Origin of the sequence: Rothia sp. HMSC062H08, from assembly GCF_001810775.1 — a bacterium.
In the GTDB taxonomy this organism is placed as follows: Bacteria; Actinomycetota; Actinomycetes; order Actinomycetales; family Micrococcaceae; genus Rothia.
The window spans coordinates 65330-80928 of record NZ_KV802671.1; the positions used below are offsets into that span (position 1 = coordinate 65330).

Here is a 15599-nt window from a genome sequence, read left to right on the forward strand (position 1 = left end):
CCCCCGTGCGGGCGTGAGAAGCCCCCGTGCTGGATGTTCTTCCGGCGCGGGGGCTTCTCGTATGAGCTTTTGTCTGGCTATTACTTGGAGGCGCGGGGCTTGGCGAAGCGGCGCTCGCCCAGGTACCCGAGCAGGCTAGCGAATGCGGTCCATTGCAGTGCCGCCAGCAGCAGGGTGGACAGGTCGGTCACCTCAAAAGAATTGGGGATGACCTTGAACCACAGTAGCGGCAGGTAAATCAGGAACAGAATGGGGGACGCCCACACAAAGAACGGGACGGGGCGTTTGGTCGACGGATACTTGGTTTGTGAGTACGACATTGTGACCTCCTTGGGGTGTCAAGGTGCGGAGAAAACTCCGCTGTCACTGCATCATAGCGCAAAAATATTCTCCGGGGGGGGGGGGATTACGCGCCGCTGACTTAGAGATATTTCTCCAGGCTGCTCTCCGCCATGCGGGAGAGCTGCTCACGCACCGTGCGGGCGCGAGCCTCACCCACACCGTCCACGGCACGCAGGTCCTCAAGGGATGCCGCCATGAGAGCCTGCAGGCTGCCGAAGCGCTCCACCAGACGCTCAGAAATAGCGTTCGGAATGCTCGGAATACCGGCGAGCAGGCGGAAGCCGCGCGGTTGCAGGGGAAGCTCCAGGTCGGGGTTCTCACCAAACCCAACAGCGCGGGAAATCGCGCGCAGATCCACGATGTCCATATCATCCAGGTTCTGAAGCGCCTCAACGCCGGCGGTAATCAGCTCGTCGTTCACCTCGGGCAGGTAGTCGCGCAGAATCAGGTCGCTAGCGGTCATCTCGGGGGCGCGCAGCTCCTCCAGCTGCAGGGCAATGAGGCGGCCGTGCACGCCGAGCTCCAGCACGTAGTGGCTGACCTCGCGGATAATGCGGTTCACCATCTCCATACGCTGAAGGGTCATCGCCACATCCGCCAGGGAAACGTTCGACTCAATCTCCAGGGCAGACAGGCTGGAGAGCACCGAACGCAGACGCTTCTTATAGCTTTCAAGGGTCTGAATCGCCTGGTTTGCGCGGGCCATCAGGTACTGGCTGTCCTCAACCATGTAGCGGGTGCCGTCAACGTACACCGAAATCACGGACATCGAGGCACTCACCGAAATCACCGGGAAACCGGTCTGAATCGCGGTGCGTTCGGCGGTGCGGTGGCGGGTGCCGGACTCGTTTGTCTCAATGGAGGCGTCCGGCATGAGCTGCACGCCGGCGTGCAGTAGGCGGGTGGCGTCACGGTCGCAGATGATAGCGCCATCCATCTTCGCCAGCTCGCGCAGGCGGGTTGCCGAGAACTCAGTGTCGATATTGAAACCGCCCGACGACATGGAGGATACGGTGCGGTCGGATCCGAGTACGATGAGTGCGCCCGTACGGCCACGCATGATGCGTTCCAGGCCCTCGCGGAGCTCGGTGCCGGGGGCGATTCGGGCGATAGTTTTAAGCAATAGGTCACTATAATTCATCTGCACAAAAAACATTGTACCTGTAAGGGCGGTTATTGAGCCAGGTCAGGGGCGGAACGGCGGGCTAAAGTGCCTCAAAAGCGAACGGATATTCTCGATATTTATACAGGAGTGCACGAGGTGAAACTACCTGCATTTAAAAGTAAAAATGCGTTCTGCGGTACCCCATTTCGCCGTGACCAAACACCGCGCGCCATATCGCTCCAGACCCTAAAATAGACCCATGACCGCGCGCACGAAAAACACCAAAACCGCACCCGCCTACCGCTGCACCGAATGCGGCTGGACCACCGCCAAATGGGTAGGCCGCTGCGGCGAATGCCAAACCTGGGGCACCGTCGAAGAAGCCGCCGGAGGCACCCGTGCGCGCACCCGCGCCGCATCCAGCGTGCAGAAACCCGCCCAGCCCATCGCAGAAGTCGACTCGCGCGTAGCCGCCTACATGAGCACCGGAAACCCCGAATTTGACCGCGTGCTCGGCGGCGGACTCGTACCCGGCGCGGTCATCCTCATGGCGGGCGAACCCGGTGTGGGCAAATCCACTCTGCTGCTGGATGTTGCCGCCACCTTCGCGCGCGGCACCGCCGGGATTGCGGGACAGCAGGGGGTGCAGAATATCGCACCCCAGCCGCCGCGCCCGGTCCTGTACATTACCGGCGAGGAATCCGCCGCGCAGGTCAAGCTCCGCGCCGACCGCATCGGCGCCATCGCGGAAACCCTCTACCTGACCAGCGAAACTGACCTCGGCACCGCCCTAGCGCATATTGAGCAGGTCAACCCCTCCCTGCTGGTCATCGACTCGGTGCAGACCCTCGCCTCCGCGGAAGTTGAGGGTAGCGCCGGCGGTGTGACCCAGGTGCGTGAGGTTGCCGCCTCCGTGATTGCCGCGGCTAAGGAACGCAATATGTGCACCCTGCTCGTGGGTCACGTGACTAAGGAAGGCACCATCGCGGGCCCGCGCCTGCTTGAGCACCTGGTGGACGTGGTCTGCCAGTTCGAGGGCGATAAGCACTCGAATATCCGCATGCTACGCGCGATTAAGAACCGCTTCGGACCCACCGACGAGGTGGGCTGCTTCGACATGCACGAGGACGGCATCGCACCGGTGCTGGACCCCTCCGGCATGTTCGTCTCCAGTACCCCGCACCCGGTGGCGGGCACCTGCGTGACCGTCACGATGGAGGGCCGCCGACCCCTGCTCGCGGAGGTACAGGCGCTACTGGATCAGGCGGTGGCACCCGCCCCGCGCCGTACCGTTTCGGGCCTGGATTCGGCGCGTATTCAGATGCTGCTGGCGGTGCTGCAGCGCCGCGCCGGGCTGAACGTGGGCAAGCTCGACTGCTATGTATCCACGGTGGGCGGCGCAAAAATTGCCGAGCCCGCCGCCGACCTGGCGTGCGTTATGGCGCTTGCCTCGGCGGCGCAAAATAAGCCGCTACCGCGCAAACTCGCAGTCTTCGGCGAGGTGGGCCTGGCCGGTGAAGTGCGCGCCGTGCCGGGCATCCGCCAGCGCATTGCGGAGGTGGGCCGCCTGGGCTTCACGCACGTGCTGGTGCCCGCCTCCCCGACCGGCGTGGGGGACGTGCCCGAGGGCGTGACCGTGCGTGAGGTAACCACCCTGGGCGAGGCGCTCGCGCTGCTCTTCCCACAGAAGTAACCGCCCGCGCATCAACAGCATAGAGATAGCGGAGGAGGGGGCTCCCGGCTGGCGTGAATACCGGCCGGGAGCCCCCTCCGTTGCGTCTTGATGGGTTGCCGCTGACCCCGCTAGAAACCCTCCAGAAACCCGCTAGGAGGAGCGGCTCTCCTCCTCGTTCTCGTGCAACATGATGTTGATCGAGCGGGTGTTGAGCTTGTTCGTGTGGTGGGTGTTCACCGCGCTATCGGTCACGTCATCAACCACCGTGGAGTCGTCCATGTCAGCGTCAACAATCGGGATTGCCGAGGTGCGTGGTGCATGCTTCGTGACCGCCTCGCCCAGGGGCACCAGAACCGCCACGGCGTCCTTGTGGGACATGCCGGTCGCCTCCAAAAAGTCGACCACAATCAGGCGGAGCATCAGCACCAGCGACTCGCCCTCAAAGGTCGCCACACCCATGGTGCGCGGCTCGAGGGTGCCGGCAAGCTTGATCATGCGTTCGCGTGCCTCCATCATGTAGTGCTCGCGTTCGCCCTCTGTCGGGGCAGACATGCCCAAGCCGAGGCTCTGCGCTGCCACCGACAGCTCGGTCAGTGCGTCACTGAGCGAGAGCTGCGCGGCGGTGCGCAGCTGCACGTGGTGAATTGTGGACGCCATACGGCGGTTGAGCACGCGGTCGTTACGAATCGCCAAATCCACCGCGGCTAGGGTCTTTGCCATGCGCTCCAGCTCGCCCTTGCTCTTGCGGCTATTCCAGGACAGCTCGCTCATACCCTGCGCGGTAATCAGGTCGCCGCGGCAGCTATCGTAGAGCGGCTGCAGGGCGCGTGCATCAAGCAGGCTCTGGTACGCCTTGTTGTAGTCGTAGTAGCGGATTGCCTCAGAGGAAAGCTGGAAAACCTTCGCGAACGCATCCATGAGAGCCTGCGCGCGGGCACGCGGGTTCTTACGCGGGTCGCGCGGCATCAGGTACATGGCGAGGAACGCAAAGGCGCCACCAACGATACCGTCGAAACTGCGGGTGAACGCATCGTCAGGTACGGGCAGCAACAACGTGAAACAGGCCTGGAAGCTGAGCTGAATCGTAAAAATAATGCCCTTATCAATAAATCGGGCAATAATCACGGTCAAGAAAAGCACCACTGCCGCCTGCCAGGTGCCGTGACCGAGCAGAATCAGCAGAAGGTCGCCAATGAGAATGCCGAGGGTCACGCCGAAGGAGACCTCAAGGATTCGGCGGGAATGCTTAGCACCGCTTACATAGCCGAGGGATACGAGGGCGGCAACCGGCGCGAAAATGGGTTCCTGGTGGCCCAGGATGTGCTCAGCGAAAAGCCAAGCGCCCATAGACGCCGCAACAATCTGCACAGACTGAAAGAAGTCAGCCCGGACTCGGTGAATACCCTCATGGACGAACTGCCGGGTGTTCTGTTCAGTAGTGCGTAGAATCTCTGCGAAGCGTGCCATGAGCACCATCATACCGGCGCGTGTGCTCTGTACAAGGGGGTAGGGGAGTGTTGGGTGCAAGTGTGAGAGACCCCGCGCCCCGAACCCCGCTTAGCGCCTCGGCTTGGGCGGTTTTGCGTGCCGAAACCTCAGCTTGCGTGCCGAAACCTCAGTGCAAGGGGCTTAGCCGCGAATCTAGCCGCGGAGGCGGCGCGCCACCCTCGCCAGCAGACCCGGCTGGGCGGGATGCGCCTCGGCGGGTGCTTCAGAATAAGCCTCAACGGTGACGGGGCGCGTCTGTTCTGCACCGTGCGCCCCGTGAATACCGTGCGCGCTGTACCCGCCACCGATTGTGCGGGCGCGCTCGAGCTGCCGGCGGTGCTCGGCATCCCAGGAATGCGCCCGGTCAGACATCGCCCACTCGAACCCCGCGGTGAGGGAGGTTTCGGTGAAGAGCTCGCGGGCGGCACGGACGGTCGCACCCAGCGGCTCGGGGAGCGCCGGAACCTGCTCCACGGCGGGGAAGGGCGCGGGTGCCTCTACTTCGTCCAGCTTTTCTGCGCCAGATGCAAGAATCTGCGCCAGCAGGTAGGCACGTTCGGCTCGCAGAACCTCCAGCAGCTCGGTGCGGCGCGCATCCGATGTCACCGCCGCGTGTCGCAGGGCGGCGGCAACCATCAGCTCGGGAACACCACCGGCGAGCATGCCCAACGGCAGGGTGAACTCGCCCAGCCCGTACAGGCTCAGGGCGCCGCCCACGCGCATCTGCGTGAAGGCATCCGGCACGAGGGCAAGCACGGGAATACCCGCCGCGGCGGAGAACACCGCCGGGTGGTAGCGGCTGGTCAGAGTAAACGCCGCCGCACGGTGCACGGCGATGCTCTGGTCGGCGTGCAGAATCGGTAGCAGGGTCGCCGGGGTGGATGGGCTGAGCCGCTCGGCGATGCGCTGGTGCGCCTGAATATCGCCGCTTGTCGGGTCCTGCGGGTCACCGTAGTGGCTCAGGAAAACGGGTGCGTAGCCGTGTTCGCGCCACATGCCGTCGAGTAGGCGCGCAATCTGCTGCGCCTGCTGGTTGGTGCATTCGTTGACGGTTACGCAGACGTAGTGCTCCGGCAGCTCATCAAGCGCCTGACCTGCAGAAATACCCTCCGCATAGTGCAGGGTACGCGCTGGGGAAGCCACCGGGTAGTCGGTGGCGTCGTCCACGCTCAGGCGCGCGTCAATACCCCGCTCACGGCACCAAGCGAGGGAAGAACGTTCACGCACCGTCACCGAGCGGGCGGTGCGCAGCATGCGCTCTAGAACCTGCGCGTCCTCGGGGCTGAGGACCGGGCCCAGGGACTGACCGGTCACGTACACGGGCACGCCCGCATGCTCGGCGGCACGCACCGCGGCGGCACGTTCGTAGAGCAGCCAACCGTAACGGGAGTTGAGGTTACCGCCGCCGGAGACCACGATCGCATCCATTGCGGCGATGGAGTCCGCGAACTCCACCATGCGCTCAACGGTCTGCTCCAGCGGATGCAACACCTCGGGCAGCGCCTGCACCTGCGGTAACGCCACCAGCTCGGTAACGGAGGGGCGCTCTCGGTCGGCGTGCAGCTCCGTCAGGACGCACTCGAACGCCGCGAGGGTCAGCTCGCGTTCAGCCGGCGCCCAGGGGAAGAGGAAAAACGGCAGGTACTCGTAGGGCGCGCCCGCCTCATGCTGTGCCGCCTCATGATTCACCGCTGCGCCAATATAGCGCGCCGAATGGCCCACATCGCGGGTCATGAGGGTGACCGCCGCGCCGCCTTCGGAAAGCGCCTGAGCGCTCGCAATGGTCATGGCTTCGTCGCCCACGTGGTAGGTGTGCTGGCCGATATCGCCAATGACGAGCACGCGCGGTGCTTCAGTAACGGGCAGTGCTGTAGAAGAATGATTGTTCTCTGTCATGGCTATGCGCCCTTCTGATCTGCCGACTCAGCCTCAGCACCGCGACGAACTAGGGAACGCTTCGCCAAGGAACGCAGCGCGCGGCCCGGGGTGCGCAGGTGCTTCAGAACCCGCAGACGCTCCTCAATAGCCTGCTGGCGGTTCTCAATGGCCTGCTGACGGGCCTCAATACGTGCCAGGCGGCTCTCAATAGAGCGCAGAATATCTAGGGATTCGCGGGTCAGATCGTGCCCGTCAATCACGCGACGCTCCAGGTCAGCCGCCAAATGCGCCTGATACAGGTACGCACCCGGTCGGGCACCCGCCTGCAAATCCTCACGGATAGCGCGGGCACGCACCATCGAATCGAAGCGGGCGTGATCAGCCTGGCGCTTCACGCTATTCGCCTCGGAGCCCTCCGCGTCGGGGCGTAGCGACCAGTACGCCAGCGGCTCATCCACCAGCAGAATATCCGCAACGGAGGCGGCACGCATGTTGAACTCCCAGTCGCCGACCACCGGCAGGGACTCATCGTAGAAACCGACCAGCTCGTGTAGGCTGCGGCGGTAGAGAATACCGATCGGCACGGCACGGTTCGTGCGGAAGAGGAACTGCAAACCCATGCCGGGCAGGCCGTCGTGGAAAATACGCTCCTCGTACACCTCGAACTCGCCGTCGGCGTTCTCACGTTCGTACCGCTCCACAACGCGGGTGGTGCACATGAGCGCGCCGCTCTCTTCCAGCGCCGCGACGGTGCGCTCCAGGAACTCGGGTGCCCACAGGTCGTCGTCATCGTGAATCGCCACGTATTCGGAGGTGGTCGCCGCCAAACCGGCGTTGGATGCCGCCTCCATGTTGCCGCCGGCGGTGGTCAGCAGCTGCACGCGGCTGGAATCGTGCGCGTTAGAACCCAGCAAACCCAGTGGAGAAGCCTCAATGACGGCGCGGGTTGCCTGTTCGTCGCCTCCGTCGTTAATCACGCAGACCGTGTAGTCGGTGAAGGTCTGCTGCGCAATGTTCTCCAGCGCGCGGCTCAAGAAGCGGGGGCGGCCCTTCGTGCGGACCAGAATAGCTACGGTAGGGGAAGACATAACCACAATCAGTCGAGGGTGAATGGGCCCGTGCCAGCCCAGGAACTCAACCCATTATGAAGGTGTGCACTGTTCAGACTCAACCCACCGCCCGGCTATCCCGCGGCAGTGGGCATGCAGGGGCACGAGCCGCCCCTAAAAACTAGCTGATGGACTGTAGTGCCACCATCGCCAGCACACCGAGCACAAAACACGCCGGAATGGTGACCAGCCACACCAGAAGAATCTGCAGAACAATCCTGGACTTCAACGCGTTAAAACGCTGGTTTACGCCCGCGCCGAGCGCCGATGCAGTCGCCAGGTGCGAGGAGGAGAACGGCACCTGCAGCAGGAAGTAGCCGAGCACCTGAACCACCGCGGTCGTGCCCTGAGCGACCGCGCCACGGAACGGGTCTAGGCGGACCATCTTGTAGGCGAAGGTGTAGCCGATGCGGCGGCCACCGGTCAGCGTACCGGCACCCAGGCTGAGGGCAATAATGAGGGTGCCCAGCAGCATCCCGCCCCAGGTGAGGGATTGAATCAGCGCCGGATCCATGATGCGTTCGCTCAGTAGCGCCCACAGCAGCAGGTACAGGTAGCCGGTCTGCAGACCGTGCAGCAGCGAAATTGCGGAGGCAGATACCGCCAGCACCTCGCGGGCGCGCTGATTCACCAGGCGCGGGTTATGACCGACCACCAGCCGGTAGAACGGCACCACCATCAGCCAGGACAGCAGAAAAATGAGCGGTGGCAGGTAGAAGAGCGGCAGCAGGGTCGCCCCAAAGATATGCGGCAGGAAGGCGAGGGAACCGAACCCTTCGGCGGCGCTGTCGATCCTTGTTTGGGTCCACCAGCTCACACCGGCGAGGGCACCGACCAGTGCGTGAGTCGAGGAGGAGGGCAACCGCAGAAACCAGGTGAGCACACCCCAAATAGCGCAGACGAGCAGCGCCGCAACGATGCCGTTCAGGCCGGTGGTACCCTCCGGGGCGCTCACCCACGAGGCGGAATACTCACCGAGTAGCAGGAACGCACCGACCACACCGAGCACGTTAAAGAGCGCGGCAAGGTACAGGGCGGAGCGCTCGCCGAGGGCGCGGGTACGCACCGGAACAGCGACGGAGTTGGAAGCGTCGTGCACACCGGTAACGTAGACCGCGGCAATGAAGGCGCAGCAGGCTAGAAGACCCAGGAGCATTAGGATTCCTGAACGATAATGCGGCCGATTTCGGCAGACACATCACGCATAGCGTTGGAGGCGGCGGTCAGCTGCGCCAGGAAGGTGGCGTAGCGGCGGTACCGTTCGGGGGTGTAGCGTTCGGCAATGTACGCGTCGTATTCTTCGGCGGTGCGCAGCGCCTGGCGGGAGATGCGCAGCATGTCCATCCAGTAGTTGTCGAGGCCGCGAATATCAGCAAGTTTGGGGATGACGGCGGCGGTCAGCACCGCCTGACGCTGAATAATGTCCAGAATCGAGGTGATGTGCGTGGCGAAGCCGTCAATGCTGTGCAGGGACAGCACGTGTGCGGCGCTGGTGAGCTTCTCAACGGCGTTGGTGAGCTTGCGTGCCAGCGTGTACAGGTCTTCACGCGGAATCGGCGGGGAGAAGGAGCTGCGCACCTCGGTGAGGGTGCGGAACAGCAGGTTCGTGGAGTCCGCCTCGTGGGTGAGCATGCGTTCGAAGAGTTCGGGGTACTCCGCGACGGGGGAGCCGACCATTTCAGAGAGCAATGCCGCCGCCTCACCGACCTGCGCTGAAATTTCAGCGAGGGAGGCGAGGGATTCGTTGGCGTGGGGGAAAAGTCGGTGCAGCATAGTTCCCAGTCTAACCAGTATTGGGTGCTGCGGGTGCGCATAGCCTGCGCGCATCTCACGAGCGCCCGACCTGCAAACGTCACTGCAACGACCAGTAAATGTTATAGCGCCGCCCTGTTCGCGGTTACGCATGGGGGTTTTAAACAAAAAACGGTGGGGGTCGATTTCTCGACCCCCACCGGAACGTTTAGGGATGTCGGGTTGGGAGCGCCTCTCGGCGGAAGGCCGCTCGAAGCGGCTAAAGATTTGGAGCCCGGGGCTACCTATTAGCAACCCGACATCTTGTAATTATTATCCACCCGCACCCGGTGCAGAGTCAATCGGAAACAGGCTTTTCAGGCCTTTGCGGCCCAATGTGGAACCTGTGCCAATTCGCGGCACGAACCCGTATTTTTAGGTGCTCAAACGTTGCAGAAGACTAAAATGCTTCGAGGTTGGTCTGTGATTTTTCCTGCGCAGAATCAGCCTCCAAAGCCCCGTTAGCCTGCTGACCAGCCTCAACGGCGCGCAGCTGGGCGGCGACCGCCTCCAAATCGTGCGCGATCTGCTCCATCTGCTGAGCCTGACGCGGCAGACGAGCACGACGCTCCACCGCCTCACGCTTCACCTCGTGGCTGCCCGGAACCGCACCATCCTGCCCGGCAGAGCGCGCATAATCGGTGCGAATACCCAACGCCACCACGTGCGCAAACGCCGCGCAACGTTCCATCGCAATATCCGTATCGCCGGTGTACAGGCCCGCCAGAATCTTATCAATCGTGCGGACCACCTCCTCGGCACTCGGCGGGTCGGGAACACCCGCCACCACGTGCGAACGGTAATCCTCTGCCATGCCCAGCTCGAAGGCGCGGCTCACCCCGCGCGGCGAACGGTGCACCGTATCCCGCAGCCAGTACATGCGCCACAGCGCACCCGGCAGGGAGTGGGCGCTCGCGTGGGACCAGAGTTCGGCGAGCATCTCGATACCGTAGTCGTCGGTGAAGCTGACGAGCCGCTCGGTCATCTGCTCGTCGGTGCCGCGTCCGCGCATCAGCAGGATGCGTGCGGAGGCGTGCGCCGCCTCTTCGCGTGCGGCGGGGTCCATGCCGCCTTCGTGGCGTTCAAACTTTTCGGCGGAGTAGAGGACGGGGCGGTGGTGGGTGCGGTGTCGTGCGCGCCCGGAGGCGCCGGTTGATGATGCGGGTGTAGACATAGGATTTCCCAGTGTACCGTTCATTGGCTGGGGGCCGGTAGTGTATAGTATTTCTATCTGCACACTTTCAGTTTTGTGTGGATAGGAGCGCCTTTAGCTCAGTCGGTAGAGCTACGGACTTTTAATCCGCAGGTCGTGGGTTCGAGCCCCACAGGGCGCACTAGCCGACCCGTCGCCTCCCGCTTTGCGGGGGTCGGCGGGTTTTTGCGTCTTCACCCTCGTGTGCGGGGTTTTACCCCCGTGTTGATTCCGTGTGGTGGGGCGTGTCCTGCCGGGTTGGCCTGGCAGTTTTTGATTTGTGTACGTTGACCCGAAAAGATGAGGAAACCCGTGAGCGTCACCATTAAGAACCCCGAAGAAATTACGATTCTTGCCACTGGCGGCACGATCGATAAGTTCTATTCGGTGGCGGGCACCATGGATATTGGTGAGCCTGCCGCTAAGGACCTGTTGGACCGCGTGATTACCGATATCCGTTTTGATATTCGCCCGCTGATTGGCAAGGACAGCCTGGACATGACCGATGAGGATCGTGCCGAGCTGACCGAGGCGCTGAACGCTGTCACTAACGACCAGGTGCTTATCACTCACGGTACCGACACCATGCCGGAGACCGCCCGCTACCTGGTGGAGCACGCCGACCTGGGCGATAAGGTTGTGGTGCTGACCGGTGCGATGCAGCCCGCCGTGATGGCTCGTTCGGATGCAGGTTTCAACCTGGGTGCCGCTATTGCCGCCCTGAATCTGCTGGAGCCGGGTGTGTACATCAGCATGAGCGGTCGTATTTTCCCTGCTGAGAGCGTGCGTAAGGACCGTTCTCGCGGTATTTTTGAGGGCTAGGATGGCTGACTCCGCTCGCACTCCGCAGACGCAGTCGGGTTCTCACGGCGCACCGCGTTCTGCCGCTGAGCTTGAGCAGGTGGAGGGTTCCTCGGATCTTGTGCCGCAGGAGCATATGTCGCAGGCGCAACTCATGCAGCTGCAGGCTATGGAAGAGCTGGAGCAGCAGGCTGACGAGTTCTGGAATGTCTCCAGTGATTACCCGCTGCCGGCTAAGAACTTGTACCTGGTGCGTGTGCTGCTGCTGGTGGTTCCTTCGCTGATTATTGTTTATTACTTCATCCGCGTCACGCTTTTCCCGATTGGTGCGGTGCCACTGGTCTACCTGGTGATGCACATGTGGCTTGCCATGATTTACCGGGCGAACCGTTCGGTGAAGCTGGTGTTGCTTGCGAATGTGGCATCCGGGGTTGCGGCTGCCATCATGACGGCGTTCTTCACCTATGTACTCGTGACCCTGCACGGCCCGCAGACTCTTCTGGACCGTGTGGGCATGTTCTATACGGTGAGCCTGCTGACGGTGATGGCTTCTTTCGCGTTGGAGGTCCTGTTCTCGCTGTTCTATAGCTTGGCGGTTCGCAGGAGCCTGCGCCGTAGCAAGCGGAAGAAGGCGGAGGAAGAGCGCCAGAATGCAGAAGAGCAGAAGGTAGCAGAACCGAACGCGGCACCTTCGCAGGCGGCGGAGCAGGGTTAACCTGCGCCTCAACAGGGGCAATTAATGATGCTGGGCGGCGTTGCCTGCGGCGCCCAGCTATTGCTCAGATTCCCTTAAAGTACGCGTGATACGGTAGAGACAGAAACATGACCCGCACCTGCCAGGAGGCCACTCATGGGCGCTACACACCTGAATACAGATGCCGCTTCATCCGAGGAACGCCCGGATGAGGATACCGGTATGCAGACTCGCTTTCAGGCGCCTATTCGTCACGTGACTCCTGCTACGCCGGAGGTGTCTGTCCCGCTGAACGCACCCCCGGTGGTGACTGGTTCGCATCCGGTTATTTCGGCGACTTCTACCGTCATTATTCAGGATGGTACGAACCCGCCGATTGTGGTGCGTACGCACCCGACGGGTCCGTTGCCGCCGTTCCCGGGGCAGGGTCAGGTTCCCGCTTTTCTGCGTACTTACACCGCTGAAGAGGTGAAGGAGCGCCAGCAGATGCTCAAGAAGAACCTGCTGGTCCGCGCGGTTATTCTGTGTATTTTGAGCCTGGTTGAGGGCCTCATTATTTCCCAGTACACGCAGCCGTTGGCGATTTGCTTTGGTTTTGTGGCTGCTCTTTACCTGGTGGTTCAGATGTGGCCTCTGATGCGCCCTCCTCGTGATTCGGCGGATGCCTCCGTGTATAGCGTCTGGGCTATCTGTTCCCTCATCGGGTATGTTGCGGTGGGGCTGGTGCTTTCACCCATCACGTTCCTGTTGTTGATGCTTGACTGGGCTGGGGTTTCGATGGGGCTTGACCCCATGCTGGTGCTCGTTCTTTTGGGCCTGGTCTGGTTGAGCGAGGTTGGCTTATCGTTGCTGACCATTTACCGCTTCAATAATTTGAGGATTGCGATGGCGAATCGGGCAGATCAGCCGTCGTTGCCTGACAGTATTTCTGCGACGGTTGATCCGTCTATTTCTTCCTAAAGTTTTTGAGGCGGCGCGGTAGATGAACACCGCGCCGCCACCCACACACCACACACTCGCTCATACATCTTCCGCACACTATCAGCCGACATCCGAAAGATTCCGCTATGTCCGCCGTTGAGTCCTCTCCGCCATCCGCTCCGAACACCACCCATCCTACGAAGCCTGCCACCCCGACCCTCGTGTCGGTGGCAGGTTGGGTTCTGCTCGCTATTGCTGTGGGCTGGCTGGTGCTGATTGGGTACACGGGTGTCACGTATGCGACGACGCAGCTATCGCATTTTTCGACCTGGCGTGCCCAGTCGCTGGTGGAGGCGCAGGCGTACTACCCGGTGATGTTCTTGCTGGTTAGCGCCTTCGGTAACGTAACCCTGCACGGCTTCTGCACGGTGGCGTACCTGCGCGGTTACCGTTGGGCGGCGCTGGTGCTTTCGGTGGCGTTGGCGTTGGGTGTGTTAGCGTCCCTGCTGATTATGCTGGCGGTTGCGGCTCTTCTGGGCACGTTGAATGGTGCGCCGAGCCAGGATGTTGAGCTGCTGCTCAGTAGCGCCTCCCCGCTGTACACGCCGGTGTATATTGCTGCACCGTACATGCTGGTGTGTGTGGTCGCGTTGGCGTTGGTGTGGTCTCGTCAGTCTCGTTCCTATATGGAGGCGCGCCGTGATTGGCGTTTGCGCCGCAGCGAGGACTACCTGATTTAGCCTTGCAGATTCTGGTCGTATAGATTCTAGCCGCGGGTCCACGACGGCCTGCGGCTCACCGATAACTTTATTCACCAACCACTATTCACCAACCACACTGTTAGGATGACCCGTGCACCTTACTTCCGAACCTGCGCACGAATCCACATCGCATACTAACCCCGACGTCGCCAAGCGCACATATGATGAGCGGGCGGCGTTTGAAGAGGCGAAAAGAAACCTCGGCATAGTTGGTGATAAGGAGCAACAATTCGACCGGGGAATGGCGATTCTCGGTAAAGCGTATTCCATCGCGATGACGCTGATTCTGGTGTATTTCCTCCTGGATGCGTACCAGATTATCGTTACCGCGGGCCGGAGTGTGAACATCGGCTCGTTCCTTAGCTATGCCCTGCCGAAGGTTCTGTCTGACGCTGTCTTGGTGGTGCCGTTCCTCTGGTTCGTTCTGGACTACACCAAGGGAGGGTACGTTAATCCGCGCCGCCTGCTGATGCTGTACCTTCTGCTGTGTTCCTTGAGCGGTGTGCTCTCTTTTGCGGGTGTCTTTGGTCTGGCGCAGATGCTTTTCCCCGCGTTTACGGCTTTGGATTCTGTATCACATCCTGCCGCTGCCTCGTCTATTGTGACGCAGGCTCTGGTCGGGGTGATTACGGCAGGTAGCGCCGTTCTCCTGTTTTTGCTGACTCGCCCGGCTGTGGGCGTGGTCCCGAGCCCCGCGGCGATTCGGGAGCAGATGCAGATCATCAAGGACAGCATGGCGGATGATGAGGAAGAGCTGACTCGCGAGGATGTTCTTCGTCAGCTTGAGAAGGAAGAAGGCCCGGTCAAGGACTCTACCGAGCATCTGTTGCGTGAGCTTTCCGCCGATTATGCACTGTCGAATGATCCGGTGGAGAAGAACCGCCTGCTGGCTGAGATACAGCAGGTTCAGCGCGCCCAGAAGACGGGTGTAAAGCCTAACTTCGGAGGCGCGTCTGGCGGGTCGGGTAAGCCTCATCAGGAAGCGCACGAGGGTGCGGAGGCGACTGCCGCCTCCACCGCGCCTGCCGCCCCTAATGTGGTGCTCCCGCCGCGCCCGAAGACGCTGCGCGGCATCATGTGGTGCGCTACAGCCATTATTATTCTGTCCGCAATCCAACGTATCTATGTATCTATCCATAACGAGGTCCCAGACCGCGTTATGGAAAATATGCCGGGCATCATCATTTCAGGCATATTTGCTACCTTCATCTTCTCTCTCGTACCGATTTTCGTCCTCCGCCGACTGTGGAAGGGCCGTAGATGGGCGTACTTCCTCACCCTCTTCGGTAGTGCTTTTGTGGTTTTTATCGGGGCGATGAGTTTGCAATCTTTCATCTCGGCTGATTATTTCTCCAGGCTGGCGGATGAATCGTTGACTTCAAGGCCCCGAGACTACGTAGTTTCCATTGTGGTGAGTGACATTATGGGAGCTTTTCTCACGGCTTTCTATCTGGTGATTGTTGTGTTGCTCCTGAGCCGTTCCACCAGGATGTACGTGGCTACTGCGCGGTTGGCGCGTCTGAATGCACGCGAACAGGTGAACGCCGATGACGGTTGGATTGTTGTGCATCAGGACGCAGAAACGCGTGCTCACCTAGAAGAAGAACAGACGCGTTGGGAAGAGAAGGAAGCTAACCGACGGGCTGAAGAAGCAGTCGCTCAGCAGTACAAGAGGACCCGCCGTACGAATGCGCGGAAGAACTCCCGCAACGAACAGCGCGGCTACAAGGATACTTCCGTGTACACCGAGGAAGGTTACCGCCTCAACTAGGGCGGTTGCTTACTCTTTGAAAGACTCTTCTGCCCCCTGCCCCGTGCTACGGCGCGCGGGGCGGGGTGCGA

14 protein-coding genes and 1 tRNA gene are annotated in these 15599 nt (G+C 61.6%); 7 read left to right on the plus strand and 8 right to left on the minus strand.

Annotated features, from left to right (window positions below; translation table 11 throughout):
• Positions 1-80: 80 nt before the first annotated feature.
• The gene (locus HMPREF2765_RS07090; RefSeq protein ID WP_070604972.1) at positions 81-320 is read right to left on the minus strand and encodes a phosphoglycerol transferase; all 240 of its coding nucleotides are present in this window, start codon (positions 318-320) and stop codon (positions 81-83) included.
• A 101-nt stretch (positions 321-421) separates the two neighbouring features.
• Positions 422-1498 carry a DNA integrity scanning diadenylate cyclase DisA gene (gene disA, locus HMPREF2765_RS07095; RefSeq protein WP_070604975.1) on the minus strand — a complete coding sequence of 359 codons (1077 nt, stop codon included), beginning with the start codon at positions 1496-1498 and terminating at the stop codon, positions 422-424.
• Positions 1499-1706: 208 nt separating this feature from the next.
• On the opposite strand from disA, the gene radA reads away from it, so the two are divergent.
• Positions 1707-3140 carry a DNA repair protein RadA gene (gene radA / locus HMPREF2765_RS07100; RefSeq protein WP_049352354.1) on the plus strand — a complete coding sequence of 478 codons (1434 nt, stop codon included), beginning with the start codon at positions 1707-1709 and terminating at the stop codon, positions 3138-3140.
• Between the two features lie 132 nt (positions 3141-3272).
• Here the strand turns inward: radA and HMPREF2765_RS07105 are convergent, their stop codons facing one another.
• The 6 genes from HMPREF2765_RS07105 to HMPREF2765_RS07130 form a co-directional block, all read right to left on the minus strand.
• The gene (locus HMPREF2765_RS07105) at positions 3273-4601 is read right to left on the minus strand and encodes an FUSC family protein (protein WP_070604976.1); all 1329 of its coding nucleotides are present in this window, start codon (positions 4599-4601) and stop codon (positions 3273-3275) included.
• 162 nt (positions 4602-4763) lie between these two features.
• Positions 4764-6506, minus strand: a complete 1743-nt coding sequence (locus tag HMPREF2765_RS07110) for a polysaccharide pyruvyl transferase family protein (RefSeq protein WP_070604981.1) — start codon at positions 6504-6506, stop codon at positions 4764-4766.
• A 2-nt stretch (positions 6507-6508) separates the two neighbouring features.
• The gene (locus tag HMPREF2765_RS07115; protein ID WP_070604984.1) at positions 6509-7576 is read right to left on the minus strand and encodes a glycosyltransferase family 2 protein; all 1068 of its coding nucleotides are present in this window, start codon (positions 7574-7576) and stop codon (positions 6509-6511) included.
• 142 nt (positions 7577-7718) lie between these two features.
• A complete protein-coding gene (locus HMPREF2765_RS07120; RefSeq protein ID WP_070604986.1) occupies positions 7719-8753 on the minus strand; it encodes an inorganic phosphate transporter in 1035 nt (344 codons plus the stop codon).
• Entirely contained in the window at positions 8753-9370 is a 618-nt protein-coding gene (locus HMPREF2765_RS07125) for a hypothetical protein (RefSeq protein WP_005504391.1), read from the minus strand. Before HMPREF2765_RS07125 ends, HMPREF2765_RS07120 begins: the two co-directional genes overlap by 1 nt.
• Positions 9371-9788: 418 nt before the next feature.
• A complete protein-coding gene (locus tag HMPREF2765_RS07130; RefSeq protein WP_070604989.1) occupies positions 9789-10562 on the minus strand; it encodes a histone acetyltransferase in 774 nt (257 codons plus the stop codon).
• Positions 10563-10649: 87 nt separating this feature from the next.
• On the opposite strand from HMPREF2765_RS07130, the gene HMPREF2765_RS07135 reads away from it, so the two are divergent.
• The 6 genes from HMPREF2765_RS07135 (at position 10650) to HMPREF2765_RS07160 (ending at position 15528) form a co-directional block, all read left to right on the plus strand.
• A tRNA-Lys gene (locus tag HMPREF2765_RS07135) sits at positions 10650-10722 on the plus strand.
• Positions 10723-10892: 170 nt separating this feature from the next.
• Positions 10893-11402: an asparaginase domain-containing protein gene (locus tag HMPREF2765_RS07140; RefSeq protein WP_070832225.1), complete on the plus strand. Its 510-nt coding sequence runs from the start codon at positions 10893-10895 to the stop codon at positions 11400-11402.
• Between the two features lies 1 nt (position 11403).
• Complete coding sequence (locus HMPREF2765_RS07145; RefSeq protein WP_049352337.1) at positions 11404-12096, plus strand: hypothetical protein; 693 nt, start codon at positions 11404-11406, stop codon at positions 12094-12096.
• Positions 12097-12231: 135 nt separating this feature from the next.
• Complete coding sequence (locus HMPREF2765_RS07150) at positions 12232-13035, plus strand: organic solvent tolerance protein OstA (protein ID WP_070604992.1); 804 nt, start codon at positions 12232-12234, stop codon at positions 13033-13035.
• Between the two features lie 107 nt (positions 13036-13142).
• The gene (locus HMPREF2765_RS07155) at positions 13143-13736 is read left to right on the plus strand and encodes a flagellar type III secretion system protein FlhB (protein WP_049349909.1); all 594 of its coding nucleotides are present in this window, start codon (positions 13143-13145) and stop codon (positions 13734-13736) included.
• 112 nt (positions 13737-13848) lie between these two features.
• Entirely contained in the window at positions 13849-15528 is a 1680-nt protein-coding gene (locus HMPREF2765_RS07160) for an ABC transporter permease (protein ID WP_070604993.1), read from the plus strand.
• Positions 15529-15599: the final 71 nt, after the last annotated feature.

Excerpts from the sequence above, each read along its gene's own strand:
- HMPREF2765_RS07090 (WP_070604972.1), bottom strand. The coding sequence starts at position 320 with ATGTCGTACTCACAAACCAAGTATCCGTCGACCAAACGCCCCGTCCCG.
- disA (WP_070604975.1), bottom strand. The coding sequence starts at position 1,498 with ATGTTTTTTGTGCAGATGAATTATAGTGACCTATTGCTTAAAACTATC.
- radA (WP_049352354.1), top strand. The coding sequence starts at position 1,707 with ATGACCGCGCGCACGAAAAACACCAAAACCGCACCCGCCTACCGCTGC.
- HMPREF2765_RS07105 (WP_070604976.1), bottom strand. The coding sequence starts at position 4,601 with ATGATGGTGCTCATGGCACGCTTCGCAGAGATTCTACGCACTACTGAA.
- HMPREF2765_RS07110 (WP_070604981.1), bottom strand. The coding sequence starts at position 6,506 with ATGACAGAGAACAATCATTCTTCTACAGCACTGCCCGTTACTGAAGCA.
- HMPREF2765_RS07115 (WP_070604984.1), bottom strand. The coding sequence starts at position 7,576 with ATGTCTTCCCCTACCGTAGCTATTCTGGTCCGCACGAAGGGCCGCCCC.
- HMPREF2765_RS07120 (WP_070604986.1), bottom strand. The coding sequence starts at position 8,753 with ATGCTCCTGGGTCTTCTAGCCTGCTGCGCCTTCATTGCCGCGGTCTAC.
- HMPREF2765_RS07125 (WP_005504391.1), bottom strand. The coding sequence starts at position 9,370 with ATGCTGCACCGACTTTTCCCCCACGCCAACGAATCCCTCGCCTCCCTC.
- HMPREF2765_RS07130 (WP_070604989.1), bottom strand. The coding sequence starts at position 10,562 with ATGTCTACACCCGCATCATCAACCGGCGCCTCCGGGCGCGCACGACAC.
- HMPREF2765_RS07145 (WP_049352337.1), top strand. The coding sequence starts at position 11,404 with ATGGCTGACTCCGCTCGCACTCCGCAGACGCAGTCGGGTTCTCACGGC.
- HMPREF2765_RS07150 (WP_070604992.1), top strand. The coding sequence starts at position 12,232 with ATGGGCGCTACACACCTGAATACAGATGCCGCTTCATCCGAGGAACGC.
- HMPREF2765_RS07155 (WP_049349909.1), top strand. The coding sequence starts at position 13,143 with ATGTCCGCCGTTGAGTCCTCTCCGCCATCCGCTCCGAACACCACCCAT.